This is a genomic window from Saccharicrinis fermentans DSM 9555 = JCM 21142 (genome assembly GCF_000517085.1).
Classification (GTDB): Bacteria; Bacteroidota; Bacteroidia; order Bacteroidales; family Marinilabiliaceae; genus Saccharicrinis; species Saccharicrinis fermentans.
Genome location: NZ_KI912107.1, coordinates 4,521,476 through 4,545,123, shown reverse-complemented (window position 1 = coordinate 4,545,123; position 23,648 = coordinate 4,521,476). Strand labels below are relative to the sequence as shown.

At 37.6% G+C, this 23,648-nt stretch carries 20 protein-coding genes; 12 read left to right on the top strand and 8 right to left on the bottom strand.

Annotation, left to right across the window (positions count from 1 at the left end; translation table 11 throughout):
- Nucleotides 1-101: 101 nt before the first annotated feature.
- The 4 genes from CYTFE_RS0118550 to CYTFE_RS0118535 all read right to left on the bottom strand — a co-directional run bounded on the left by CYTFE_RS0118550 (nt 102) and on the right by CYTFE_RS0118535 (nt 4,688).
- Nucleotides 102-1,289: a FecR family protein gene (locus CYTFE_RS0118550; protein ID WP_027473045.1), complete on the bottom strand. Its 1,188-nt coding sequence runs from the start codon at nt 1,287-1,289 to the stop codon at nt 102-104.
- A gap of 270 nt (nt 1,290-1,559) precedes the next feature.
- Entirely contained in the window at nt 1,560-2,135 is a 576-nt protein-coding gene (locus tag CYTFE_RS0118545) for an RNA polymerase sigma-70 factor (RefSeq protein ID WP_027473044.1), read from the bottom strand.
- A 213-nt stretch (nt 2,136-2,348) separates the two neighbouring features.
- Entirely contained in the window at nt 2,349-3,944 is a 1,596-nt protein-coding gene (locus CYTFE_RS0118540; RefSeq protein WP_027473043.1) for an aspartate:alanine exchanger family transporter, read from the bottom strand.
- 282 nt (nt 3,945-4,226) lie between these two features.
- Complete coding sequence (locus CYTFE_RS0118535) at nt 4,227-4,688, bottom strand: YehS family protein (protein WP_027473042.1); 462 nt, start codon at nt 4,686-4,688, stop codon at nt 4,227-4,229.
- A 220-nt stretch (nt 4,689-4,908) separates the two neighbouring features.
- Between CYTFE_RS0118535 and CYTFE_RS0118530 the strand changes: the two genes are divergently transcribed.
- The 5 genes from CYTFE_RS0118530 to queA all read left to right on the top strand — a co-directional run bounded on the left by CYTFE_RS0118530 (nt 4,909) and on the right by queA (nt 8,909).
- Nucleotides 4,909-5,790 (top strand): cell division protein FtsX, encoded by an 882-nt coding sequence (locus tag CYTFE_RS0118530; protein WP_235208168.1) that lies wholly within the window; start codon nt 4,909-4,911, stop codon nt 5,788-5,790.
- A gap of 9 nt (nt 5,791-5,799) precedes the next feature.
- Nucleotides 5,800-6,051 carry a DUF3098 domain-containing protein gene (locus CYTFE_RS0118525; RefSeq protein ID WP_027473040.1) on the top strand — a complete coding sequence of 84 codons (252 nt, stop codon included), beginning with the start codon at nt 5,800-5,802 and terminating at the stop codon, nt 6,049-6,051.
- 35 nt (nt 6,052-6,086) lie between these two features.
- On the top strand, nt 6,087-6,878 hold the full coding sequence (locus CYTFE_RS0118520; protein WP_027473039.1) for an undecaprenyl-diphosphate phosphatase: 792 nt from the start codon (nt 6,087-6,089) through the stop codon (nt 6,876-6,878).
- 76 nt (nt 6,879-6,954) lie between these two features.
- Nucleotides 6,955-7,662 (top strand): tRNA pseudouridine(55) synthase TruB, encoded by a 708-nt coding sequence (truB, locus tag CYTFE_RS0118515; RefSeq protein ID WP_027473038.1) that lies wholly within the window; start codon nt 6,955-6,957, stop codon nt 7,660-7,662.
- A gap of 197 nt (nt 7,663-7,859) precedes the next feature.
- Complete coding sequence (gene queA, locus CYTFE_RS0118510) at nt 7,860-8,909, top strand: tRNA preQ1(34) S-adenosylmethionine ribosyltransferase-isomerase QueA (protein WP_027473037.1); 1,050 nt, start codon at nt 7,860-7,862, stop codon at nt 8,907-8,909.
- Nucleotides 8,910-8,959: 50 nt separating this feature from the next.
- On the opposite strand, the gene CYTFE_RS0118505 is transcribed toward queA, so the two are convergent.
- Nucleotides 8,960-10,243, bottom strand: coding sequence for a cryptochrome/photolyase family protein (locus CYTFE_RS0118505; RefSeq protein WP_027473036.1), 1,284 nt, complete (start codon nt 10,241-10,243; stop codon nt 8,960-8,962).
- A 145-nt stretch (nt 10,244-10,388) separates the two neighbouring features.
- Between CYTFE_RS0118505 and CYTFE_RS0118500 the strand changes: the two genes are divergently transcribed.
- The 4 genes from CYTFE_RS0118500 (at nt 10,389) to CYTFE_RS0118485 (ending at nt 14,986) form a co-directional block, all read left to right on the top strand.
- On the top strand, nt 10,389-11,225 hold the full coding sequence (locus CYTFE_RS0118500; protein ID WP_027473035.1) for a universal stress protein: 837 nt from the start codon (nt 10,389-10,391) through the stop codon (nt 11,223-11,225).
- A gap of 189 nt (nt 11,226-11,414) precedes the next feature.
- Nucleotides 11,415-12,434 carry a 6-phosphofructokinase gene (locus CYTFE_RS0118495; RefSeq protein ID WP_027473034.1) on the top strand — a complete coding sequence of 340 codons (1,020 nt, stop codon included), beginning with the start codon at nt 11,415-11,417 and terminating at the stop codon, nt 12,432-12,434.
- A 120-nt stretch (nt 12,435-12,554) separates the two neighbouring features.
- Nucleotides 12,555-13,259, top strand: a complete 705-nt coding sequence (locus tag CYTFE_RS0118490) for a phosphoadenylyl-sulfate reductase (protein WP_027473033.1) — start codon at nt 12,555-12,557, stop codon at nt 13,257-13,259.
- Between the two features lie 11 nt (nt 13,260-13,270).
- Nucleotides 13,271-14,986, top strand: coding sequence for a S41 family peptidase (locus CYTFE_RS0118485; RefSeq protein WP_027473032.1), 1,716 nt, complete (start codon nt 13,271-13,273; stop codon nt 14,984-14,986).
- A 143-nt stretch (nt 14,987-15,129) separates the two neighbouring features.
- Here CYTFE_RS0118485 and CYTFE_RS0118480 read toward each other — a convergent pair whose 3' ends face one another.
- Both CYTFE_RS0118480 and CYTFE_RS0118475 read right to left on the bottom strand, forming a co-directional pair.
- On the bottom strand, nt 15,130-15,843 hold the full coding sequence (locus CYTFE_RS0118480; protein WP_027473031.1) for a tRNA threonylcarbamoyladenosine dehydratase: 714 nt from the start codon (nt 15,841-15,843) through the stop codon (nt 15,130-15,132).
- Nucleotides 15,794-16,492 carry a TatD family hydrolase gene (locus CYTFE_RS0118475; RefSeq protein WP_027473030.1) on the bottom strand — a complete coding sequence of 233 codons (699 nt, stop codon included), beginning with the start codon at nt 16,490-16,492 and terminating at the stop codon, nt 15,794-15,796. The genes CYTFE_RS0118480 and CYTFE_RS0118475 overlap by 50 nt, the downstream gene beginning before the upstream one ends.
- A 373-nt stretch (nt 16,493-16,865) precedes the next feature.
- Between CYTFE_RS0118475 and CYTFE_RS30120 the strand changes: the two genes are divergently transcribed.
- Both CYTFE_RS30120 and CYTFE_RS0118470 read left to right on the top strand, forming a co-directional pair.
- Nucleotides 16,866-17,021: a hypothetical protein gene (locus CYTFE_RS30120; protein ID WP_154665695.1), complete on the top strand. Its 156-nt coding sequence runs from the start codon at nt 16,866-16,868 to the stop codon at nt 17,019-17,021.
- A gap of 229 nt (nt 17,022-17,250) precedes the next feature.
- Complete coding sequence (locus CYTFE_RS0118470; protein ID WP_027473029.1) at nt 17,251-18,579, top strand: sigma-54-dependent transcriptional regulator; 1,329 nt, start codon at nt 17,251-17,253, stop codon at nt 18,577-18,579.
- A 35-nt stretch (nt 18,580-18,614) separates the two neighbouring features.
- Here the strand turns inward: CYTFE_RS0118470 and CYTFE_RS0118465 are convergent, their stop codons facing one another.
- The gene (locus CYTFE_RS0118465; RefSeq protein WP_027473028.1) at nt 18,615-21,155 is read right to left on the bottom strand and encodes an ATP-binding protein; all 2,541 of its coding nucleotides are present in this window, start codon (nt 21,153-21,155) and stop codon (nt 18,615-18,617) included.
- 247 nt (nt 21,156-21,402) lie between these two features.
- Here CYTFE_RS0118465 and CYTFE_RS0118460 point away from each other — a divergent pair, with 247 nt between their 5' ends.
- Nucleotides 21,403-23,592 carry a DUF748 domain-containing protein gene (locus tag CYTFE_RS0118460; protein WP_027473027.1) on the top strand — a complete coding sequence of 730 codons (2,190 nt, stop codon included), beginning with the start codon at nt 21,403-21,405 and terminating at the stop codon, nt 23,590-23,592.
- The last annotated feature ends 56 nt before the right edge of the window (nt 23,593-23,648 follow it).

The window sequence follows — 23,648 nt, the reverse complement described above, 5'->3', positions numbered from 1 at the left end:
TCTCTTTAGAAAAGGAGATTTTTTCAATTATATATAAATTTACTTACCTAGGAAAAGGATTGATCATTGCCCTTAAACTCTTTAGTCCAAACAACTAACAATTATTCAATCACTACCAAATTATCTTTTAGGGATATTTTTACATTACTCACTTCTTCTATCATTTCCATAATGGTAGATGCATTCTCAAACCTTGGCAAACGGCCATTAAACACCTCTTTGCGACTACTGGTGCTTTTGTACAGGACATCTATCTTGTACCACCGCTCTAATTTCTTAAATATCTGTTCCAAGGTTTCATTTTCAAATTGAAAATAACCCTTTGTCCATGCTGCATACGCTATAGCATCCACTTCTTCAATACTCGCCTTATGTAAAGATTTGTGATAATTATACTGTAGATTTGGCGTTAATTGTGCAGGACTTAACTCTCCTGGTATATTTTCTATTAACACTTTTCCCTCGACTAAAGTCGTAGTAACACTAGCATCATTCTCGTAACAACTTATATTGAAAGAAGTGCCCAATACTCTCACATCATGAATGGGCGTATGCACAATAAATGGTTTCTCTTTGTTAGGCATTACTTCAAAATAAACCTCTCCCGTTATTTCCACTTCACGTTTGCCTTCACTAAAATGAACAGGAAATTTAATGGATGACATGGAATTAATCCAAACCTGAGTACCGTCGGCCAATCTCATATGATATTCCTGCCCTTGCACAACCCTTATCTCATTATAAATCAACCCCTCTACTTTTTCATCCTCGTTCCTTTTATAGAATACAATGGCTGAGTCGGTTGTAATAATAGTTCCATCCTGTTCTTTTATACTCCCCTTACATGAACCTAATTGAAGCACCTTCCCATTACTTAAAACCAATTGCGCACAATGCTTACCCGGGGTAATTTCGCAGGGAGCACAAGAAGCTGGAGATTTCTTGACTGTGCCCATATGAAAGACCAAATAAACAATCGATAATGGTAATAATAATATCGCAGCATATTGAGCCATCCTTATTACCCGCTTCTGTAAAGTGATTCTTTTGTATTTTACTTTATTTGAAAATCTGAGCCATTCACTCTCCAGGTTAATTCTATCTATTCTATGATCTCGATCTTCCAGACACTCGCTATCTTTTAATTCTTCAACAAGTTTCTTATTATTCGAGCTCAAATTTTCCCAACGCTGCAACTCCTTCAATTCATCGTCCTCTATATTTCCATTCAGAAATTGAGAAATTAGATAACTTATACGATAACTGTTATTGACCTTATCTTCTATCATCACTTCAGTTTAAAAAGGAATTTATGATCGTTGTTATATAAAAGAGACGACGGTAAAATAAAAAGGGTGAACAAAAACGAATATTTTTTAAAAAAACACCAAAAAAAAGAGAATACAAACTGCAACAATCAATCTTTATACACAACACCCCTTAAAAAAACACCCCAAGCAGTATTATTTTAATTACGACAACAATACAAAGAATCAAAACAACGAGGGTATCCACTAATATCTGAATGCATAAAAACACAATGATAATAGCTTCTCCAATTAGCTTAAATAATTTTTATAAAGATCAATAAGCAACCATAAAGCATATTGATCTCCGAATAATTCACGCAACTTCCTGTAAGATTTCAATTTTTGAGTTTTAATGGTATTTATGGAAACACCAAAATGATCAGCAATTTCCTGATTGCTAAACCCTTTCAAGTTGAGTAATAATATTTCCTTGGCTTTAGGTGGTAATTGTTCAATGCATTCTTTGAGCAGTCGGTAAGTTTCTTCACGAATAATTTCGTTAACAATCTCATAATCACTAAACAAAAGCGCTTCAGCTATATTGCTATCTTCAACCGAGACTGATGTCGATTTAATTCTCGCCTGTTTTAGATAATCAAAGCATTTATTTTTAGTAGAAAGATAAAAATAGGTACGCATCGACTTTTTACTTTTAAACTCGATACTTGAATTCCAAATTACAGTAAAGACATCTTGAACCACATCTTTGGCCACCTCCTCATCCTTCACAAACCTATTGGCAAACACACATAAACTGGGAAACATCTGATTAAAAAATAACTTAAAGTCAATTTTTCGAATATGTATCTTTTGGCTATTTTCCATAAATACTCTGCTCAAGTAATAGATGACGACAACAAAAATAGAAAAAAAGAGTTACTAACACCTATAATTATACCCTATCAACAGAAAAACAACCAAAAAACACTAAAGCACCCAATAGCACTATGAAATTACTTACACCACCTACAGGCAAAAATGATACGACAATTAGGCCAAAAGCATGTAAACCTTCTATCTACATCTCGACCTAGGATCTTAGCCCAAGGAAGCTAAAATCTGCACGCAGATAATCAACAAAACCATTGCAACCGGATAAACCGTTGCATAAGCAATAGAAGGTGCATTGGTTTCCGTCATCGGATCCACAGCAGCCAATCCGGGTGTACTGGTCATCGATCCCGTAAGGGCACCCATCATAGAAAGAACATTCACCTTAAAAACCCAACGTGCCACCAAAGCTCCCAGCATCATGGGAATTAAAGTAAGTGCGCCCCCAATTAAAAATAAGGTGAACCCATATTGATTAAAAGTTTCAACAATTTGTGCTCCAGCTTTAGTTCCTACTCCGGCTAAAAAGAACATCAAGCCCAAGGTTCTCAGCAATTGGTTACCACTTCCGGTCATAGACCAGATAATGGAGCCAGTTTTCCCAATTCGGCTTAAAATCATAGCCACCGTTAAGACCCCTCCGGTTAATCCCAATGAAAAAGTAAATGAATTGCCAAAGTTAAGTGAGAATTTTCCCAGGAAGAAACCCAACACAATACCTGCAGCAATGGGGAAAAAATTAGTATCCGACAACTTCTTACTATTACCCCCAAATATCTTAGTAACCAACTGCATATGTGCCTGACTGCACGAAATCTTAATTTTATCACCCATCTGCAAACGTAAATTCGGAGTTGGTGTAATATCAATACCCGAACGACGTACCCTTGTAATGGTTACATGATAGGTAGCCGTCCACTGATAAATTTCGCGTATGGTTTTATTTACCACATTGGCATTAGATACCAATATAGATTGAATTTCATAACCCTTTTTCAAAGGAATCTGTTCTTTGGTTTCACTTCCTATTAAAAGCTCAACTTTTTTAAGTGCCTCTTCAGTGCCAACCACTTTAATAATATCGCCTTGATTTAATATAGTCTGAGAAGATGGAACATGGGGTTCACCATTTTTCTTAACACGCGATATTACACCTTGGGTCATGGTTCTAACCCTCAATTCACCAATGCTTTTTCCCTCCACATTTTCATTTTCCACCTTAAAGTGCTTAAAGAATATCTCAGGAAAGACTTCCTCCGATGACTTTTCGTATTCCTCTTCGGCTTGTTTTATATTAGCTCGCGTAAATTTAGGATAAAGACGGACAAATAATATAACCCCAATCACCCCAAATGGATAAGCAATACCATAACCGATAGAAACCCCTGTTGACGCAGTACTTTCAATGGCCGCTGCCAAACCTGGAGTACTGGTAAGTGCCCCTGTTAACAATCCAATAGCCACTGGAACTTCAATATGAAACAATACAATGGCAAGATAAGTCAGTAAGGATGCCGAAATAATAACAACAGTTGCCATTACTACCAGCGTTCTACCTTGCTTTTTAAAAGAATCAAAAAAACCCGGTCCTGCCTGTATACCAATGGTATACACAAACAATATTAAACCTAGTTTTTCTATAATAGGTGGCATAATCACACCATAATGACCAAAAACGAGTGCCACAAAAATAATAGCCGAAATATCGAGTGATATCCCCTTAAATTTAGCATTACCTATTAGGTAACCTATACAAATAATAACGAAAAGAGCAAAATAATCTTGCTGTAAATATTCCCACATACATATATTAGATTAGGCCACCAAAGATAACTATTTATCAAGCTTTTATAACAGAGAGCACCTTTTTGTTATATTTATTAACATTAGTTAATCATTTAATATGGTAACATTGATATATATCAACATATATCAATAATATGCATATGCAGCTACAACGCTAGCTTTGGAGATACATGACAAAGCTCATGTTTATTGAAAAAAAAATTTATTAAAACCACAAATGCTAATTAGTGTTAACACCATAACATGATGCAACAGATATAAACGAATTAAAAGCGCCTATCATACAGGTCTGTATCGTTTCTGCAACCCATACATAAACTTCCTCAATATCTGATCTTTACAAACCCTATATTGACTTTGCTGCGGCTTACGAAAAAAGGCACTCAACTCATGTTTACTAATTTTAAAATCGGCCAGTGCAAGAATTTCAATCATATCTTCATCCTTTAGCTGAAGCGCAATTTTCAGTTTTCGAAGAATTAAGTTATTATTTAGTCTTTTTTCATTAGTTGGTGCTTCCCCATCTTTAGCGCCTCTTTTAAACACAATAAAACCATTCAAAAAAGCCGAAAAATAAGCATCCACAATAGTTTTAAAAGATTGGTCATCTTCTTTTTTTAACCAATCACTCACCTGTGCACGATTCACCTCTACATGTGCTAAGCCAAACAACTTTACTACCCTATTATCATCCAAGTCAAAGGTATATCGCAAACTTCTAAAAACGTCATTATTATTCATCCCAACTCACTTTATAATTAGGGCAACAAGATAAAACAAAACCACGTAAATTTTCCACCAGCTAACAATATAATAATATCCACTCATACAGCCCCACCACTAAAGAACTCACACACAAGCCACATGCTCCCCCACATACCAGAATATTAAAGGTTGCCAAAACAAAAAATAAAACCTTACTTTGCATTCGTTCTTTTTTTTATCTTTATGGCCAATTTTTATGATGAAAAAGAAAGATAGCCAACATACACAGCGACAGCTTCGAAACTCATATTTTACCACTGTAATAAGTATTGCATTGGTATTGTTTTTATTGGGAGCCGTAGGATATCTAATGCTGAACGCACAACGTCTGTCAGCATATGTAAAGGAAAACATTGGTTTTAACATTGTTTTAAAAGACAACGTCAGGGAAGTAGAAGTACGCAGGCTTCAAAAATACCTGGACGCATCTTCCTACGTAAAATCCACTGAATACATTGACAAAGAAAGAGCTGCAAAGGAACTTCAAGAGCAGTTAGGCGAAGATTTTGTGGACTTTTTAGGCTACAACCCCCTCCTCTCATCCATCGAGGTTAAACTATTTGCCGAATATGCCAATCCAGACAGCATAAAAAATGTAGAAGAAATTTTTAGTTCATTTTCTCAAGTGAAGGAGGTCTTTTATCAGAAAAATCTGATCCAGAAAGTCAACAACAACGTGAACAAGATAAGCTTGGTTCTGCTTATATTTAGCATCCTATTACTACTAATAGCCATCGCACTCATTAACAATACCATTCGACTATCGGTTTATGCCAAAAGGTTTTTGATTAACACCATGCAGTTGGTAGGTGCAACCAAAGGGTTTATTCGAAAGCCATTTGTGAGCACCAGTATTTTTCATGGTTTTATTGGCGGAGTCATTGCCAATGGAATGCTGGCCGGTGCTATTTATATATTACACCGAGAATTGGGCGGCTTTATTGGCTTCGATAACATTGAATTAATCGGCATACTATTTATCCTAGTTATCCTATTAGGAATACTTCTTTCGTTGATTTCAACGTATTTTGCAGTAAATAAATATTTGCGACTAAAAACAGATCAATTATATTTTTAACATACAGTTATGTCAAACAACAAGCAAGAAAAGAAATTTGAGTTTGCTCTATCCAAGGAAAACTATATTTTAATGGCCATTGGTTTTGGCATTGTTATACTAGGTTTTATTTTAATGATTGGCGGCAGAAGTTCAGACCCAAATGTTTTCAACGAAGAAATATATGGGTTTCAACGGATAACCTTAGCACCCATGCTGGTACTCGCTGGTTTCATTTTTGAAATTTATGCCATCATGAAAAAACCCAAAGAAAACAAATAAGAGGATTCTCTAAATAACTATAGAGCATATACTAAATGAGCGCAATAGAAGCATTAATCTTGGGCCTCGTGCAAGGATTAACCGAGTTTTTACCCGTGAGCAGTAGCGGGCATCTTGAAATTGGCAGACAGCTCTTAGGCGTTGAAACCACCGACAACCTAACATTTACAGTAGCTGTACACGGTGCCACTGTACTAAGTACTATTGTTGTTTTTAGAAAAGATATTGCCCAATTAATAATGGGACTTCTGGCCTTTAAATGGAACCAGGAAACACAATATACAGCAAAAATAGCGGTAAGTATGATTCCCATAGCCATTGTGGGCGTATTTTTTAAAGACTACGTAGAGGCTCTCTTTAGTACTGAACGCATATTACTTTTAGTAGGATTTATGCTACTTATTACTGCCTCTTTACTGGCTTTTACTTTCTATGCTAAAACAAAGGACAAAGACATTTCATTTAAAGATGCCTTTATCATTGGAATAGCACAAACCATTGCGGTATTACCCGGCATCTCCAGGTCTGGCTCAACCATTGCCACAGGACTTTTATTAGGAAACAAAAGAGAATCAGTGGCTCGTTTCTCATTTTTAATGGTTTTGATTCCCATTCTAGGAGAAAACGTACTAAGCCTGTTAAAAAATGATTTCACAAGCGCTGACTCCATTGGAATAATTCCTATTTCAATTGGCTTTATAGGGGCTTTTATATCCGGATTATTGGCATGTAGAGCCATGATTCAACTAGTAAAACGTGGCAAACTAATATATTTTGCAATTTACTGTGCATTAGCAGGGTTCATTGCCATTGCCTTTTCATGGTAAAAACAAAATAACAAAATATGACAAATGCCGGAATGAATATATTCCGGCATTTGTTGCGTAAAACAAATCGCTAAAAATGGAAGTGGAAAACATCAAACCAGGTGGGTACGATTTTAAAGAAGGGGAAGTTCTTCTGTTTGATAAGCCATACGAATGGACGTCATTCGATTTGGTAAACAAAGTAAGAAAGCTCGTTAGAACAGCATTGGGTGTCAAAAAGATAAAAGTAGGCCACGCCGGAACCCTGGACCCACTAGCTACGGGACTATTGATTGTATGCACTGGGAAAGCTACTAAAACCATTGACAGCTACCAAGCCAAAGAAAAAGAATACGTAGCCACTCTTAAATTAGGAGCCACAACGCCTTCCTTTGACCTAGAAACAGAGATAGACGCACAATATCCTACAGAACACATCAACCGAGCACTGATTGACAACACCCTAGAAAAATTTATAGGCGAACTAGAACAAATACCACCTGCCTTTTCCGCCGTAAAAGTAAAAGGTAAAAGAGCGTACGAACTAGCACGTCAAGGTAAAGTACCAGATCTAAAACCCAAAAAACTAATTATAAGCCGCATAGAAGTTCTCGAATTCTACGAGAACCAATTGGTATTAAGAATTGTTTGTAGCAAGGGAACATATATACGCGGCTTAGCAAGGGACATAGGACAAGCACTAAACAGTGGAGCCCACTTAACAGCCCTAAAAAGAACACGTATTGGATTGTTTATCAATGAAAATAGCATGAACATCGAAAGCTTTGAAAAAAAATTAAAATAATTTGTAACCTTTGGCATATTGCCACGTATAAGGTTGCTCCTATGCGCACACTTACTTGACGAACCCAATCACAATTACATCAATAAGTTAATAGCATTAAGCCTTATATATGTTTCCACAAAACAAGCGAAGCAGCGTTTGTTTTGTTCATTCAAAAGAAAAGTACTGTTGTTGATTAAAATATAAAGCAAACACAAATGAAGTTATCGAAGTTTAAGTACAATCTTCCAGAAGAATTAATTGCCTTACACCCTACCCACAATCGCGACGAAGCCCGTATGCTTGTCATGGACAGAAAGACGGGAGAAATAGAACATAAAGTATTTAAAGATCTGGTCACTTATTTCACCGATCAGGATGTAATGATCTTTAACAACACCAAGGTTTTTCCGGCTCGCCTATACGGAAACAAAGAAAAAACAGGGGCTGAAATTGAAGTATTTTTACTCCGCGAGCTTAATCGCGACCAGAAACTATGGGATGTATTAGTGGATCCCGCTCGTAAAATACGGATTGGAAACAAACTTTACTTTGGCGAAAATGACGAGATGGTGGCTGAAGTAATTGATAACACCACTTCACGCGGACGTACACTTCGGTTTTTATATGATGGCCCTTACGATGAATTCAAGAAATCGCTTTACGGACTCGGAGAAACACCACTTCCTAAAATCATCAACCGCAAAGTAGAACCCGAAGACAGAGAACGCTATCAGACTATCTATGCAAAACACGAAGGTGCAGTGGCAGCTCCTACAGCAGGTATGCACTTTAGCCGAGAACTGATGAAGCGCTTGGAAATTATTGGTGTTAATTTTGCCGAAATCACCTTACATGTAGGCTTAGGCAACTTCCGCTCGGTGGATGTGGAAGATTTGACTAAACACAAAATGGATTCAGAACAAATATTTATCACCGAAGAGGCATGCGACATCATCAACCAAGGTAAGGAACGTCGCCAGAGAATCTGCGCCGTAGGAACTACCGTAATGAGAACCATCGAAAGCTCTGTTTCAACATTTGGACATGTTAAACCCTTTGAAGGATGGACCAACAAATTTATTTTTCCTCCTTACGAATTTAATGTTGCCAACTGTATGGTTTCCAACTTCCATCTTCCATTATCAACATTAATGATGATGGCCGCCGCTTTTGGAGGCTACGATAATGTAATGAATGCTTACGAAGTGGCTGTCAAAGAAAAGTATAGGTTTGGCTCATATGGAGATGCTATGCTGATCATATAATATTTTCATTATAACATATCACAAGCCGCATTTTTTAATTAAGATGCGGCTTATTTATTTTTTAATCCTTCTCGATACTTTACCAACGCTCTTTCTCTGGCCATGGCATGATCTACCATGGGTTTTGGATACGCATCGCTCCCATACTCACTTATCCATTGCTTAATATAGACAAAATCAGGATCAAACTTCTTTTGTTGAGTGATAGGGTTAAAGACTCTGAAGTAAGGCGCAGCATCGCAGCCCGTTCCAGCCGCCCATTGCCAATTACCCACATTAGACGCCATTTCATAATCCAATAACTTAGACGAAAAATAAGCCTCTCCCCAACGCCAATCAAGCAACAAATGCTTACACAAAAAAGAAGCAACCACCATACGTACGCGGTTGTGCATATAACCACTTTGGTTTAACTGACGCATACCCGCATCCACCAATGGATAACCCGTCTTACCCTGACACCACAATTCAAAATCATGCTCATCGTTTCTCCAGGAAATAAAATCATATTTCGATTTAAACGCTGCTCCTACTGAATGCGGATAATGATATAAAACCTGCATAAAAAACTCACGCCAAATTAATTCGGATAGAAACACGTCGCTTTTATCTTTGGTATTACCCACCACCTCCCTAACGCTTACAGTACCATAACGTAAATGCGGCCCCAGGTGCGTTCCGGAGCTTTTTGATGGATAATCACGATGTAAGGCATAATCAGCCACCCCTTTCAAATCAAAGTCCTTTACTTCAAATGGCCCCCTCTCAAAACCCAAAGAAGTCAAACTAGGAAAGACAAAGTTACCTTGATAATAAACAGGCTCAGTTTCATTTTCTCCCAGGAATCTCATCTCTTCGTATTTACTGAGCCACTGACGCTTATAAGGTGTAAAAACAAGGTATGGCCGCTGGTCTTTCTTCAATACTTCATCCTTAGCAAAAATAACACGATCCTTTAAGCATATAAATTCAACCTCATAGGAGGCACATAAGCAAGCGACTGCCGAATCACGTTTGACACCATCCGGCTCATAATCCTCTGCAGCATAAACAGCATTTACCTGATACTGCATCAGTATTCGCTTCCATATATCTATTACCTCGCCTCTTTTAACAAGCAGAGGTCTGCCATTGCCTTGCAATTTTTCATCAATAGCATGTAAATTATCATAGATAAAAGAAACCCTGCTATCATTCACTTGCAACTTAGAAACCACAACCTCATCAAAAATATACAAAATAAGAATTGGCCGCTTATCCATGGCAGCCTTTTGTATTAACACATTATCATGTAAGCGCAACTCATTCCTTAGCCATACTACATTTATATACATACAGAATCCCTTACCTTATTTAACATTACCTTATCCTCAAATCTACCAAGCTACAATATTTCAAACATAATTGGCATCATTCTGTTTAAATTTTGATAACTTTATGCAAACAACATCCAGATAAAATCGACTAAGAGGAATAGCCATGATTAAATTTTTAATTCCAGTTAACTTTGCAACACATACACTTAATGCCATTGAATATTGCAGCGCCTTAGCAGAACATCTGGGTGGTGAAATAACCTTATTGTATTGTTACACCGATCTACTAAGCGGGAGTGAAAACGAAGAATCAGCACCGGACATATTATCGAAAGATGAAGCTTTAACTGAGTTGGACAAACTCAAAACATCCATCTTTCACAAAATTCAACACAATGGCCAAATACAAATAAACTTAAAAGTTTTAGATGGATATCCCGAAGACACCATCCCTCTGTTTTGCGAGAAATATCAACCCGAATTAATAGTGATGGGCACAAAAAGCAAGGGAGAAACCATTAAAGAACTTTTGGGCAGTGTTACGCTAGATGTTATAAAAAAAAGCACCTTTCCTGTCATGGTGGTACCCAACAACTATATTTTCAACCCACAACAACTTACTAACATACTCTTTATTACAGACTTCGCCAAATGCCAATATGCCTCTCTACATAAGTTGGTTCAGTTAGTGGGCGCTTTCAAAACCCGAATACACAACGTACAATACTGCCCTTCTGGTAAAGAAAAGGTAGACGCAGAACAGCTCAAAGAATACAGCGAATACTGCAAAACTACTTACAGAAACCAAAATATGATCTGCGATTATATTTGCGGTCAGGACATGCTCGCTGCATCCAATGAATATATTCTCAACAACCACATAGATCTCATGGCCATCACACGCAACAAACGAAACTTTATAGCTAAAATGATACATCCCGGACAAACCAGAAAAATACTTTTCAATGCAGAAATCCCTACCCTATTCTTTCAGCAATAAAAATTACCTTCATTTTAATTAGTAGACCTTTTTTTCTAATAACTGTACGCCTTTAGTTCATAAAAAGGGATTTTTAATATAAATTTACCGATCGTTTAAACATGACGTAAATCATGACCATTCGATCTTTTACTGGTATGGTGCTCATTTTCAGACTTTGAACACCTATATATATTAAAACTTTATAGAATGAAGATAGGAATATTATCGGCAGGAGGAGACTGTCCCGGAATAAATGCTGCCATAAGAGGTGTAGGCAAAACAGCCATTGTAAAGTACGGCATGGAAGTAATTGGTATTTCCAACGGCTTTAGTGGACTTATTGATATGAACTACGAAGTTTTAACCGAAAAAAAATTGTCTGGCATCCTGACTGTAGGAGGAACAATTCTTGGTACTTCGCGCATTAAACCCTTTAAACCACAAGAAGGAGATACCGTTGAAGACAAGCCCCAAGTGATCAAAGAAAACTATCACAATATGGGATTAGATGCATTGGTTTGTATCGGCGGAAATGGAACACAACGCACTGCCAACTTACTTTCAAAGGAAGGTTTAAATATCATTGGACTCCCTAAAACCATTGATAATGATGTTTGGGGTACCGACGTTACCTTTGGTTTTGATTCGGCAGTTAACATAGCTACAGATGCTATTGATCGCCTTCATACCACAGCCAACTCTCACAAACGAGTAATGGTTATTGAGGTGATGGGACACAATGCCGGCTGGATAGCACTTTATTCCGGAGTCGCTGGAGGTGGAGACATCATCCTTCTTCCTGAAGTTGAATACGACATGGATGTGGTGGCCAACACACTGCTGAACCGCTCCGAAAAAGGCAAACCATATTCAATTGTAGTCGTTGGCGAAGGCATCAAAGTACCCAAAAAGAAGAGTGCTGCCCGATTTATAGGAAAGCAAATACAGGAACGTACAGGCCTTGAAACACGCGAAACTATTTTAGGTTACACCCAACGAGGAGGTACTCCTTCTCCTGCAGACAGAATTCTGGCAACACGTTATGGAGCCTACGCCGCCGAACTTATCCATACCAAAAATTTCGGTTCTATGGTTTGTATTAAAAACAATCAAATCACCTCTATTCCCTTAGAAGAAGTAGGAGGTAAAACAAAACTAATAGATCTTAACAATCGCTTAGTAACCAAGGCTCGTAACATGGGCGTATGTTTTGGCGATAAATTTTAATACACAGCTCCTGTTTTCAGGATTAGTTAAACTTAAGTTAAAAGACTATCAATTAAACTATTTGCGGTTGTTTGGTGTTATTTTTGACGCATCACAACCGCATTTTAAGCTTAAAAAAAGATGACAAAGGAAGAAATTGCCGGACTAAATGAGCAACTTGCAGATAGCGATCCGGTTGAAGTAATCAAATACTTCGTGAATAAATATAACGATAAAATTGCATTGTCCTCCAGTCTGGGCGCCGAAGATCAAGTATTAACACAAATGCTAACTTCAGTTACAGACAGTGCACATATCTTTACCTTGGATACTGGTAGGTTATTTTCCGAAACTTATGAGCTTATTGATCGTACATCTAAAAAGTATAAGATCAACCTAAAGGTATATTCACCACAAGCAGATGCCGTTCAAAAAATGGTAGAAACCAAAGGAATTAACCTTTTTTACGATAGTATCGAAAATAGAAAAGAATGCTGTTACAACCGTAAGCTGGAACCTTTAAAAAGAGCTTTTGAAGGATTGGAAGCCTGGATATGTGGTCTCCGTGCAGATCAATCAGTAACACGTACCAACATTCAAGTAGTAGAGTGGGATGAAAACAACCAGGTATTAAAAATTAACCCATTGGCAAAATGGAGTGAAAAAGATGTTTGGGATTATATCAAAGAAAAAGGCATTCCCTACAATCCGCTTCACGATAAAGGTTACCCAAGCATAGGCTGTCAACCATGTACAAGAGCTATTATGCCTGGCGAAGATATTAGAGCAGGACGTTGGTACTGGGAAAATCCAGATACTAAAGAATGTGGATTACACAAAAAATAAATTATAAGCAGATGAAGATATTAAATAAGCAAAACCGACTTAGGTGGGTTAGTGGAACACTCGTTGTTCTGGTGGTTTCAGTTGGTTTGGTAGGTTTTAACAACAACGATAATCGCAATTTTTCCATTGTTAAGAACCTGGATATTTTTTATACACTTTTTCGCGAGTTGAATAGCTATTACGTAGACGAGACCAATCCTGAAAAACTGATTAAAACAGGCATTGATGAAATGCTGGAATCGCTTGATCCATACACCACATATATCCCCGAGGATGATATGGAGGATTTTAAGTTTATGACAACAGGCGAATATGGAGGCATGGGGTCTCTGATTTCTAAACAAGGTGATTACATTGTGATTGCTGAGCCTTACGAAGGCTTTCCTGCTCAGTTAGCGGGACTAAAGGCTGGCGACAAACTGGTGGAGATTAACGAGGTAAATGTAGTTGGGAAATCCAGTTCCGATGTGAGTAATATGCTAAAAGGTCCCGCAAACACCCCACTTAAACTAAAAATTGATCGCCCTGGCGAAAACAAACCTGTCACGATTGAACTGATCCGTAAAAAGATATCCATCAATCCCGTTCCTTATTACGGCATGATTTCTGACAAAACAGGCTTAATTATCCTGAACAACTTTACGCAGGATTGCTCCAAAGAAGTGGCCAAAGCTTTAAAAGATCTAAAAGAAAACCATGGTGCTCAAAGCTTCGTGCTTGATTTAAGAGGCAACCCGGGAGGTCTATTGGACGATGCTGTTAAAATTGTAAACCTGTTTGTTAAAAAAGGCAGTGAAGTAGTTTCTACACGTGGTAAAGTAAGCCAATGGGATAAAGTATATCGTGCCTCCTCAGAACCCTTGGACACCATTAGCCCTATTGCCATTTTAATTAGCCGCGGATCCGCCTCTGCATCCGAAATTGTTGCAGGTAGCCTACAAGACATGGACAGAGCTGTTCTAGTTGGACAACGCTCCTTTGGTAAAGGTCTGGTTCAGACCACACGTCCTTTATCATACAATGCCAAGTTAAAAGTAACCACAGCCAAATATTACATACCCAGTGGACGATGTATACAGGCAGTTGATTACAGTCATCGAAACGAAGACGGTAGCGTAGGATTAGTTCCAGACTCACTTATCACAGAATTCAAAACCCTGGGTGGACGTTCGGTATATGATGGTGGAGGCGTTTCGCCTGATATTAAGATAGAGCCCCAAAAATACGGTAACATAGCTTATGCATTGGTAGCCCAGAGTATGTTTTTCAATTATGCCACTCAATTTGCTTTAGAGCATGATGAAATAGTGAGCCCTGAAAACTTTACTATTACAGACGAAATATTTGAAGCTTTCAAACAATTTGTTGCTGCGAAAAAAGATTTCAAATACAAGTCTGCAACGCAAGAGGCACTCAAAAAGCTAATGGAGACAGCAAAAAAAGAAGATTATTACGAAAAGTCAAAAACAGAATTCAAGGCACTGGAGAAATTATTGGATCTTGATGTCCAAAAAGACATGGAAATCTTTAAAGAGGAAATAAGCGAATTATTGGGTAATGAAATCGTAAAAAGATATTACTACCAAAAAGGCGCCATCAAATTCTCTCTACAAAAGGATGAAGAACTAGACAAAGCGCTGAAAGTACTTGAAGACAGTGCTGAATACAATGGCATTTTAAACGGCACTGTTTTAAGCCATGCCGGCGATAAAAGAAGCATGAAATAACAATATGAAACTGGCATCGCAAATAATTGGACACACAGAAATATAATTAAAATTGATACCAGTTATCATTTTCTTGTAAACTTACAGTCACCAAAATATAAAAAGGGCTTTACATACCGTAAAGCCTTTTTTTATTGAAGCAACTAACGTCCTGCCAAATCAGATATAAGTTTGCTGGCCAACAAACAACCAAAAATAGCCGGCATATAAGAAATAGTACCCACCGTTGTTTTTTTATTCCTCTCCCCTTCCGTTTGAACAACACTCTCTTTTGCCACCATCTCTGACGAATATACCACAGGGACTCCCTTTCTAATACCTTCCTTATAAATACGCTTACGGACCATTCGTGCCAACTTACAATATTTAGAGTTAGATATATCTGAAATTTCCACTTTTGAAGGATCCATCTTCCCTCCAGCTCCCATCGACGAGATAATGGGTATGTGATGTTGAACTGCAGCACAAATCAAAGCCACCTTGGGTGACAGTGTATCGATGGCATCTACTATATAATCGTAGCCCCCTTGCAATAGTTCTTCAAATGATTTTTCATCAATAAAACGTGCTATCGAAGTAAGCTCCAACGCAGGATTGATATCTAAGAGTCTAGCTTCCATCACTTGCGCCTTTGACATACCCATGGTACTGCAAAGCGCCGGTAACTGTCTATTTTTATTACTCTCATTCACCGTATCACCATCAATGATTGTCATTTTTCCAATCCCGGCACGCGCAATCATCTCCGCAGCAAAACCACCCACGCCTCCTAGTCCAACTACCAAAACGTTTTTACTCGACAATTCTTTAATTTTCTCCTGACCCAAAAGCAGTTCTGTTCTTTCTAACCAACTCATTACAACCAAATACAGTATTAAAATTCATTTCTATTTTTTTCTCCAGCCAACGCACATCAAGGCATAATAGTCTGGCCGCTTGCTCATAAACATCCACAATAGAAATATGACTATCATCGCTCTCAAATAATACAAAGTCCATATTCACTTGCTGCAAAAGCATCTCAAACTTATGGCCATGGCTCAATAAATTTTCCCCAAAAGAAATAAAAATATTTTGCTTAACGAATTGTTGTGCCATTTCAATGGACCCCTTATAGCCATGTACAATCCATGGTTGCTTTGATTTGCTTCTTTTTCTGATCTCTGATATGATATGGTGCGTTTTTACAGAATGAATAATAAGAGGCAGCTCATACCGCTCCGAAAGCCTTATTTGCCGCTCAAACACGCATTTCTGAAGTTCTAAATCATCCGTATTTTTATCTAGACCACACTCCCCAATGGCCACAATTTTTTGGTGAAGGCAAAGAGATTCTATTTGGGCAAGGTCATTGTCAATTTTATAAGCATGAATATACCAAGGATGAATACCACAAGAACATATTGGAAGCCTGACGGTACGAAATATCGGGTCACCTGGATCATAATTAATAACAGATACATGGTCTCCTACGCTATAGTGATGTGTATGACAATCAAAAAACATTCAAAAAAATCACTTAGTAACACAATTTATCAAACGCAAATTACGCAAAGATTTTCAATGACAACTGTATATCATCTCACTTTAACCCGGATGTAAGGCATTAAACTTTTTCAAAAGCGTTAAAAGTACAATCAATCACTTGTTGAGATCAGACCTAACAGACATTAGATATTCCACACTTTGGGTAAACAATGTGTAGATATTATTCCACACTTTTTTATTATAACTAATTAGTTTGTCAGGACATAAAAAAAAATTATCGATACATATACCAACATATCAATGCTTTAACAAACAAAACCTCACATCCCCACTTTCTTTGGCACTATTATTACATATACAGCTTTCGAATAACAATTAAAAAAACAGATCAATGGATCATTCATTCATAAATAAACTAACAGCACTTATCATTACCTCTCTGATAGTAGTCATTGGGCTAGTACTGCTAAAAACAGCAGAACTTCCAGAGGTTACCTACCCCACATCAGAAGGTCAGGGTGTTACTGTTTATGATCATTTACATTAATACGTTTCTCATATCACGATAGGTATCGGTATCAAACAACACACACACACAACACAACAAATTTTACGATACCATCCAACTCTAGACTATTGTTACCATATATAGTTAAATGTAGTTCTAGGCTAGCGGATCAAAACGTTGATCCGCTTTTTTTTATCTTATTTTTTCTGTTATTCGTTCAAATCAAAAAGATGTTTTATAAATTTGACAACTTTTGTAATTTTCGGTAATGGCAAAGATTTTAATTGTTGATGACGATACTTCCTTTGGATTAATGATTGAAGGCTTTTTAAAAAGAAAAGGCTTCAACACCGTTTTTGTAAGCAGCTACAGTGCAGCACTGGATGCCATCAGAAGCAGCTCCTTTGATTTGGTTTTAACCGACTATCGCTTAGATAGTGGAAATGGGTTAGACATTATCCCCGAGGTAAGAAAAAAAGACCTTAAAACCCCCGTTGTACTAATTACAGCCTATTCAGACATACGCGTAGCGGTGAACGCCATTAAGTTGGGGGCATTCGAGTACATTGCTAAACCAGTTAATCCCGATGAGTTATTACACGTTATTAACCGAGGCATTGACAAAGCTACTGCAGCTCCCAACACCCCTACACAAACACCTGTTTCTAAATACATTAAAGGCACCAGTCGTTTTGCAGAGCAAATTGACCAACAGATTGAATTGATCGCAGGCACCGATCTTTCCGTTTTGGTATTGGGAGAGAGCGGTGTGGGCAAGGAATTTGTAGCTCAGCGTATTCACGAACTTAGTCATCGAAATTCAAAACCTTTTGTGGCGGTTGATTGTGGAGCCCTACACAGTGATATTGCTTCCAGCGAACTCTTTGGACATAAAAAAGGTTCTTTTACCGGTGCGCTGGATGATAAGGAAGGGCATTTTGAAAACGTCAAAGATGGCACCATCTTCCTGGATGAAATAGGCAATTTAAGTTACGACGTACAAGTAAAACTACTACGAGCCATTCAAGAACGTAAAGGCCGCAGACTGGGTAGTAACGAAGAATACACCATCAATTGCAGAATTATTGCGGCCACCAACGAAGACTTAAGAACAACATCCTTTAGCGGAAAATTCAGAGAAGATTTATACCACCGCCTAAATGAGTTCTCCATTAACCTTTTGCCCTTGAGAGATCGAAAAGAAGACATTTCTATTTACAGTGATCGTTTTCTAAAAATGGCTTCCAACGAGTTTAACAAGGAAAATATTCATTTTGGGTCAGAAGTAGAAAAGATATTTTTAAGTTATGAGTGGCCTGGTAACCTGCGTGAACTACGGAACGTGATTCGACGTGCTGTGCTTCTGGCAAAAAGTCAGGAAATAACTTTAGCAGAATTACCTCCTGAAATTCAAGTACCCACAGAACAAGCAGACATACCAGTTCAACTAAGAGAGGTCAAGGAAAAATCAGAAAAAGAAATGATTATAGAAACACTGGAACAAACGCGGTACAATAAAGCCAAGGCTGCTCGCATCCTAGGCATCGACAGAAAAACACTGTACAATAAAATACATAAATACAGAATAGATGCCTAATGCTACTATCACATTTCACGCTAAAAAGAGCGAGTTTACTGTAAGTACTGCTGTAAAGCTTTCTTAACCTCGTTCCAAAAAGTCTCCATTTCCTCCACCTTTAGTTTCACCATTTTTTTAGCAAGCTTCCGGTCTCTCGTTTTTTCCAGCAAGCTAAGTTTATCCACCCCTTGTTGAATTTTAAACTGTCGAAAACCAGTCAATAACTTATGTGCTCTTTCAGACACAGTATGATAAAAATCGGCCTCATTCAACAGTGCATTTTTCATATCCAAAATACCCTGATCCGAATTTTCAATAAAGATTCTTATCACCGAATGTAGAAAATCCTCGTCACTACCAGTAAAAGACTTAACCTCTTCCAAACTAAATAATGCATTGGCCTCATCCCCATGCGAAACCCTCATCTCTGCATCTTCAACGCAACCTATTTCAATATTAAATATCTCAGCCAGCTTTTCCATAATTTGCTTCTGTGTAAATGGCTTAGACATTACCCATATATGTTCATTCTTTATGACTTCCTTCAGTTCTGAATTAACCATATCAGCCGTAAGAAACAATACAGGAGTATCCATCTTTTTTTCATCCCTTATGAGTTTTAAAAGCTGCAATCCGTCCACCTTTGGCATATGTAAATCAATCATAAACAAATCATAGTCGTTTTGTTCAATGGCCTTCATTGCAGGCTCAGAAGAAGAAATAACATCCAAATGCCCAACCCTATCATGCAAAATACGGTCTATCAATTGACAAATCATCTCATCATCATCGACCGCCATTATTTTTTTATCCCTAAACAGATATTCTACAGCCACCATCGTATTTACCGGAACTGCATCACATTTTACATAGGGAATATCAAACTTAAAAGTACTACCTTCATGCTGCTTGCTCTCCACTTGAATGCTACCACCCATGGCTTCAATAATCTGCCTGCTGATGGAAAGTCCCAGTCCGGTTCCTGAATACTTACGCGACAAGCTGATATTTACCTGGTTAAACATTTTAAAGATGGACTTCTGCTTATCCTTGGGAATACCAATACCGGTATCTTTCACGGTAAAAACAAGTTTATCCTTTTTAATATGAATATCATAAAATATAGACCCTTGGGGCGTAAATTTCAGTGCATTCCCTATGAGATTGATTAGCACTTGTTTTAAACGCAGATGATCAGACTCAAAAGCAAGCAAATCAGGATCTATTTGATAAGATAAGGACAGATTTATTTTTCTAGCCTTGAGCTCAAACAACTGAAATATCTCTTCCATCAACACCTTGGCATCAATGGTATCTTTATAAAAGGCAATATTTCCCGATTCCAGCATGGATGAATCCAACACATTATTGATCAGTCCATTCAAATGCTCGGCCGATAAGAGTATTCTTTCAGAAACCTGTAGCTCCTCCTTTTCTTTGACCATGGCCGACAGTTGTTCTGAAAAACCGATGATAGACGTTAATGGTGTTCGTATCTCATGGCTCATATGCGCCACAAACTGCTCCTTCACCTTCAAAAGCCGATCGACCCTCTCCTTGGCACAAATAATATCATTTTTAAGCTTCTGACTTCGGGATATATCTCTACTTATCCAGAAAATAAAAAATAACATCATAAACACTGCAATGGCCACCAACAGCAAAATACGATCTATCATTTTACTTCGCAACAGCTCTAATTCCAACCGTTTATTTTCATTTCGTTTTATGGTGGCATCGTGCAAGTTACTTACTATATTTTTAATCTGATCGGTCAAGCGCCTGTCAAGCTCTATCAACTCATTTTCATGTCGTTGAACCCGCATATTAATATTTGCTTCCTGCTTTTCGGCCTGTTCTATCCTGGATTTTATCTCTCCAATATTCTCGTTGGGCCTAATTTCCTGCACTACTGTTGAATCTACCTTTCTACTCACTACAGCCTCCACTTCAACCACAGAATCCTGTCTCTTTTTACTACCGCCAAACAAATCACCCAAACGATTAAAAAAACCCTTTTTCTCTTCCTCTGCTTGCTGCTGAATCAACAACACAGTATCCTCCACTATCACACCTTGTTGCGCAGAATCTACTTTTAAGCTACTATATGTATACTGCGTAACCTCGTAGTTTAATGAATCAGGTATAGATGCCAGTATATTTTCAGCCGACTCGGCATATAGTTTCTTGAGGTTCATTTGAGTAAGTTGATCCATCAATGCTTTCTTTTGAAAATACAATCGCTCAATCTCCTTAATACCTCCTTGGGAAACAGAATCCGGAAATAATACATTCAGATAATTAATGGCTGCTTGAACCGAATCATGATGTTGCAAATATTGTTTTCTATATTCTCGGATACCCGTTATTCCGTATACACGATTTAAGCCTTCCGTTTCAATTATCTCAAATATCAGTTGATTCAAATAGGTGAACTCATGTTCGTGACTATACTCCTCATTCTGTACCTTTATAATAGAAATAACAGAGAAATAAGTAATGGAAAATATAAGCACAGCAATAGCCACGATAATGATAAAACCGATAGCCACCTTTGTCTGAATCCATTTTTCCGGCAATATTTTATTGGTCATGGTGTTATGTTAATTTTAGCCATACAATTTACCTAAAATTGTCTATAATTCTCGACAAAAAAATAATCTTATATAATTATTTGGAGCAAATGTATACCTAATCGTAGAAAGAGAAAAGACGAAGACAATCACTCACAAACTAAAAGCATACAAAAAATTACGTTTTTTGAGATGACTACCCAATGAGTATTCTGTATCTTTGCTTCATCAACAAAAGATTAACCATCACTAAAAATAATACATTTTAATGGCCAACGTAAAAAAACGCTATCTGATACCAGGAATCATAACCCTCCTTCTATTTATCATTTTATTTTTTCTATCAACAGTTATTAAAAACTACCTCGTTAACAATAGCCAACAATTGATTGGCCGTAAGCTAACACTCGAAGAACTACATATCAACTATTTTAAAGTTCAGCTGAACGCACACAACTTCACCCTTTTTGAGGAAAACAAAAAAGATACCTTTGTATATTTCAAGGAACTCCTGATAAATTACGATCCCTGGAAAATGCTATCCAGTGAATATGCTGTAGCTCAAATACGCTTAATTGAACCCTACATTTATATAGAAAACCAAGGAAAAGCTTTTAACTTTGACAGCCTGATTCCCTCCTCAGATTCCCTTGCTACAACAAAAGATGAACTACCTGATGGAAATGACAGCGTTAAATTTTCAATACATAATATCGAACTGGTAAAGGGCAAATTTTTGTACCACGACCGGGCGGTAAATAACTTACTTGAATTCGACAAGCTCAACTTAAAGCTTCCGCTAATAGCTTGGGATAGTCGTAGTAGCGAAATGGGTGTTGAATTTTCTATCGGGGAACGAGGAATCGTAAAAATTGAAGCCGAAATAGACCAACAACTGGCAGCATACAATATACATTTTGGAACAGAAAATATACAACTAAACTCCTTTACCAACTATTTAAAAGATTACTTATATATATCTACACTAAATGGTTTATTACAGTCAGACATACATGTAAAAGGAAGTATAGAAAGTCTTGATAATATCGTGATAAATGGAGTTGCCCGAATAGACAGTCTTCAAATACGCGATAACAAAGGATCAATATTGGCTTCAGCCCGCACAGCCCAGGCAAAAATGGACACCCTCGACCTAGGTAATATGCGCTATACGATAAATAAAATCTACATCAATCAACCATACATATCTGCTGTTTTAGAAAAGGATATGAGCAACTGGGAGTACTTTCTTACCCCCTATTTTGCCAACTCTGTTCAAGCTACGAAACAAGACAGCCTAATTAATTCTAAGGGAAAAGAAAATCTATATTACCGCATTGATACGTTGGTGGTGAACAATGGTCAGGTGCAATTTGCCGACCATACATTAAACAGGCCCTTTTCATACAAAATTAGTGACATCAACATGGAGATGAACACCCTGACTGAATTAAACGATGCCATTCCTTTAAAATGGGCAATGCGTTTTAATAACAACGGAACATACAAAGGCGAAACACATTTTAGTCTACGCACGCCTTTAAATTTATTTTACCAAGCCCAAATCAACAATTTGGATATGCACAGCTTTTCACCATATACCGAATATTACCTGGGCTACCCAATTATTTCAGGTCTGTTTAACTACGAATGCTCCCTGGAAATGACCCCCAGGCATCTTAAAAACGACAACCACCTATTGGTGAAAGAGCCGGAATTTGGCAGAAAAACCAATGACAGCACAGCCCATAAGCTTCCGCTAAAACTAGCCCTTTACTTGATTAAAGATGCCAAAGATAATGTTGATTTTGACCTACCTGTCACCGGAAATCCATCGGAACCAGGCTTTAAACTAGGTCCGTTAATATGGAAAACCTTTGGGAAATTCATTGCTAAAACTGCCACGCAACCTTTTTCATCACTGGGCAAACTGGTGGGTACCAATCCAGAGCAATTGAAACACATACCCTTTGAGTATACACAAGATTCATTAAGGGACGAACAAATCAATACCTTAGACAAAATAGCTGAGATATTGAGCAAGAAAAAAGACCTGATCTTTACTTTTCGTCAAGAATTGGCTGTTGATGAAGAAATGAGCATTCTAGCATCAAAAACGATAAAGAACAAATACATACAAGACACAAAACCTCAAAAAATAGAGCATTGGAAACAGATAAAAGATCAAGACCCTCTCTTTTTGGCCTATCTAAATCAGTTGTCACCCGAAACAACTGCACAAACAATACCACAACGCTGTCTTAAACTTGTTTCTAAAACAGATCTGGCAGTTACTTTTAAAGCACTGTACAAAAAAAGGAATCAACTATTACGTGATTATTTACTCACACAAAAGTCCTGCGATGCCACTTCCATCATCTTACAGAATGTAGATTTTAACAATATGCCACAAGATTTAAAGAAACCCGGCTATCGCGTAGTGGTATCAATCAAATAAAACAAAAAGAGCCGACAAACGGTGGGAAGTTTGCCGGCTCTGAAAGTTGTGTGAGC

What these genes read in the sequence shown, in the direction of transcription:
- CYTFE_RS0118460 (WP_027473027.1), top strand. Translation starts at nt 21,403, where the DNA reads ATGGCCAACGTAAAAAAACGCTATCTGATACCAGGAATCATAACCCTC.
- CYTFE_RS0118490 (WP_027473033.1), top strand. Translation starts at nt 12,555, where the DNA reads ATGACAAAGGAAGAAATTGCCGGACTAAATGAGCAACTTGCAGATAGC.
- CYTFE_RS0118475 (WP_027473030.1), bottom strand. Translation starts at nt 16,492, where the DNA reads ATGTTTTTTGATTGTCATACACATCACTATAGCGTAGGAGACCATGTA.
- truB (WP_027473038.1), top strand. Translation starts at nt 6,955, where the DNA reads ATGGAAGTGGAAAACATCAAACCAGGTGGGTACGATTTTAAAGAAGGG.
- CYTFE_RS0118480 (WP_027473031.1), bottom strand. Translation starts at nt 15,843, where the DNA reads ATGAGTTGGTTAGAAAGAACAGAACTGCTTTTGGGTCAGGAGAAAATT.
- CYTFE_RS0118500 (WP_027473035.1), top strand. Translation starts at nt 10,389, where the DNA reads ATGATTAAATTTTTAATTCCAGTTAACTTTGCAACACATACACTTAAT.
- CYTFE_RS0118505 (WP_027473036.1), bottom strand. Translation starts at nt 10,243, where the DNA reads ATGTATATAAATGTAGTATGGCTAAGGAATGAGTTGCGCTTACATGAT.
- CYTFE_RS0118520 (WP_027473039.1), top strand. Translation starts at nt 6,087, where the DNA reads ATGAGCGCAATAGAAGCATTAATCTTGGGCCTCGTGCAAGGATTAACC.
- CYTFE_RS0118535 (WP_027473042.1), bottom strand. Translation starts at nt 4,688, where the DNA reads ATGAATAATAATGACGTTTTTAGAAGTTTGCGATATACCTTTGACTTG.
- CYTFE_RS0118545 (WP_027473044.1), bottom strand. Translation starts at nt 2,135, where the DNA reads ATGGAAAATAGCCAAAAGATACATATTCGAAAAATTGACTTTAAGTTA.
- CYTFE_RS30120 (WP_154665695.1), top strand. Translation starts at nt 16,866, where the DNA reads ATGGATCATTCATTCATAAATAAACTAACAGCACTTATCATTACCTCT.
- CYTFE_RS0118550 (WP_027473045.1), bottom strand. Translation starts at nt 1,289, where the DNA reads ATGATAGAAGATAAGGTCAATAACAGTTATCGTATAAGTTATCTAATT.
- queA (WP_027473037.1), top strand. Translation starts at nt 7,860, where the DNA reads ATGAAGTTATCGAAGTTTAAGTACAATCTTCCAGAAGAATTAATTGCC.
- CYTFE_RS0118470 (WP_027473029.1), top strand. Translation starts at nt 17,251, where the DNA reads ATGGCAAAGATTTTAATTGTTGATGACGATACTTCCTTTGGATTAATG.
- CYTFE_RS0118465 (WP_027473028.1), bottom strand. Translation starts at nt 21,155, where the DNA reads ATGACCAATAAAATATTGCCGGAAAAATGGATTCAGACAAAGGTGGCT.
- CYTFE_RS0118495 (WP_027473034.1), top strand. Translation starts at nt 11,415, where the DNA reads ATGAAGATAGGAATATTATCGGCAGGAGGAGACTGTCCCGGAATAAAT.
- CYTFE_RS0118530 (WP_235208168.1), top strand. Translation starts at nt 4,909, where the DNA reads ATGATGAAAAAGAAAGATAGCCAACATACACAGCGACAGCTTCGAAAC.
- CYTFE_RS0118540 (WP_027473043.1), bottom strand. Translation starts at nt 3,944, where the DNA reads ATGTGGGAATATTTACAGCAAGATTATTTTGCTCTTTTCGTTATTATT.
- CYTFE_RS0118525 (WP_027473040.1), top strand. Translation starts at nt 5,800, where the DNA reads ATGTCAAACAACAAGCAAGAAAAGAAATTTGAGTTTGCTCTATCCAAG.
- CYTFE_RS0118485 (WP_027473032.1), top strand. Translation starts at nt 13,271, where the DNA reads ATGAAGATATTAAATAAGCAAAACCGACTTAGGTGGGTTAGTGGAACA.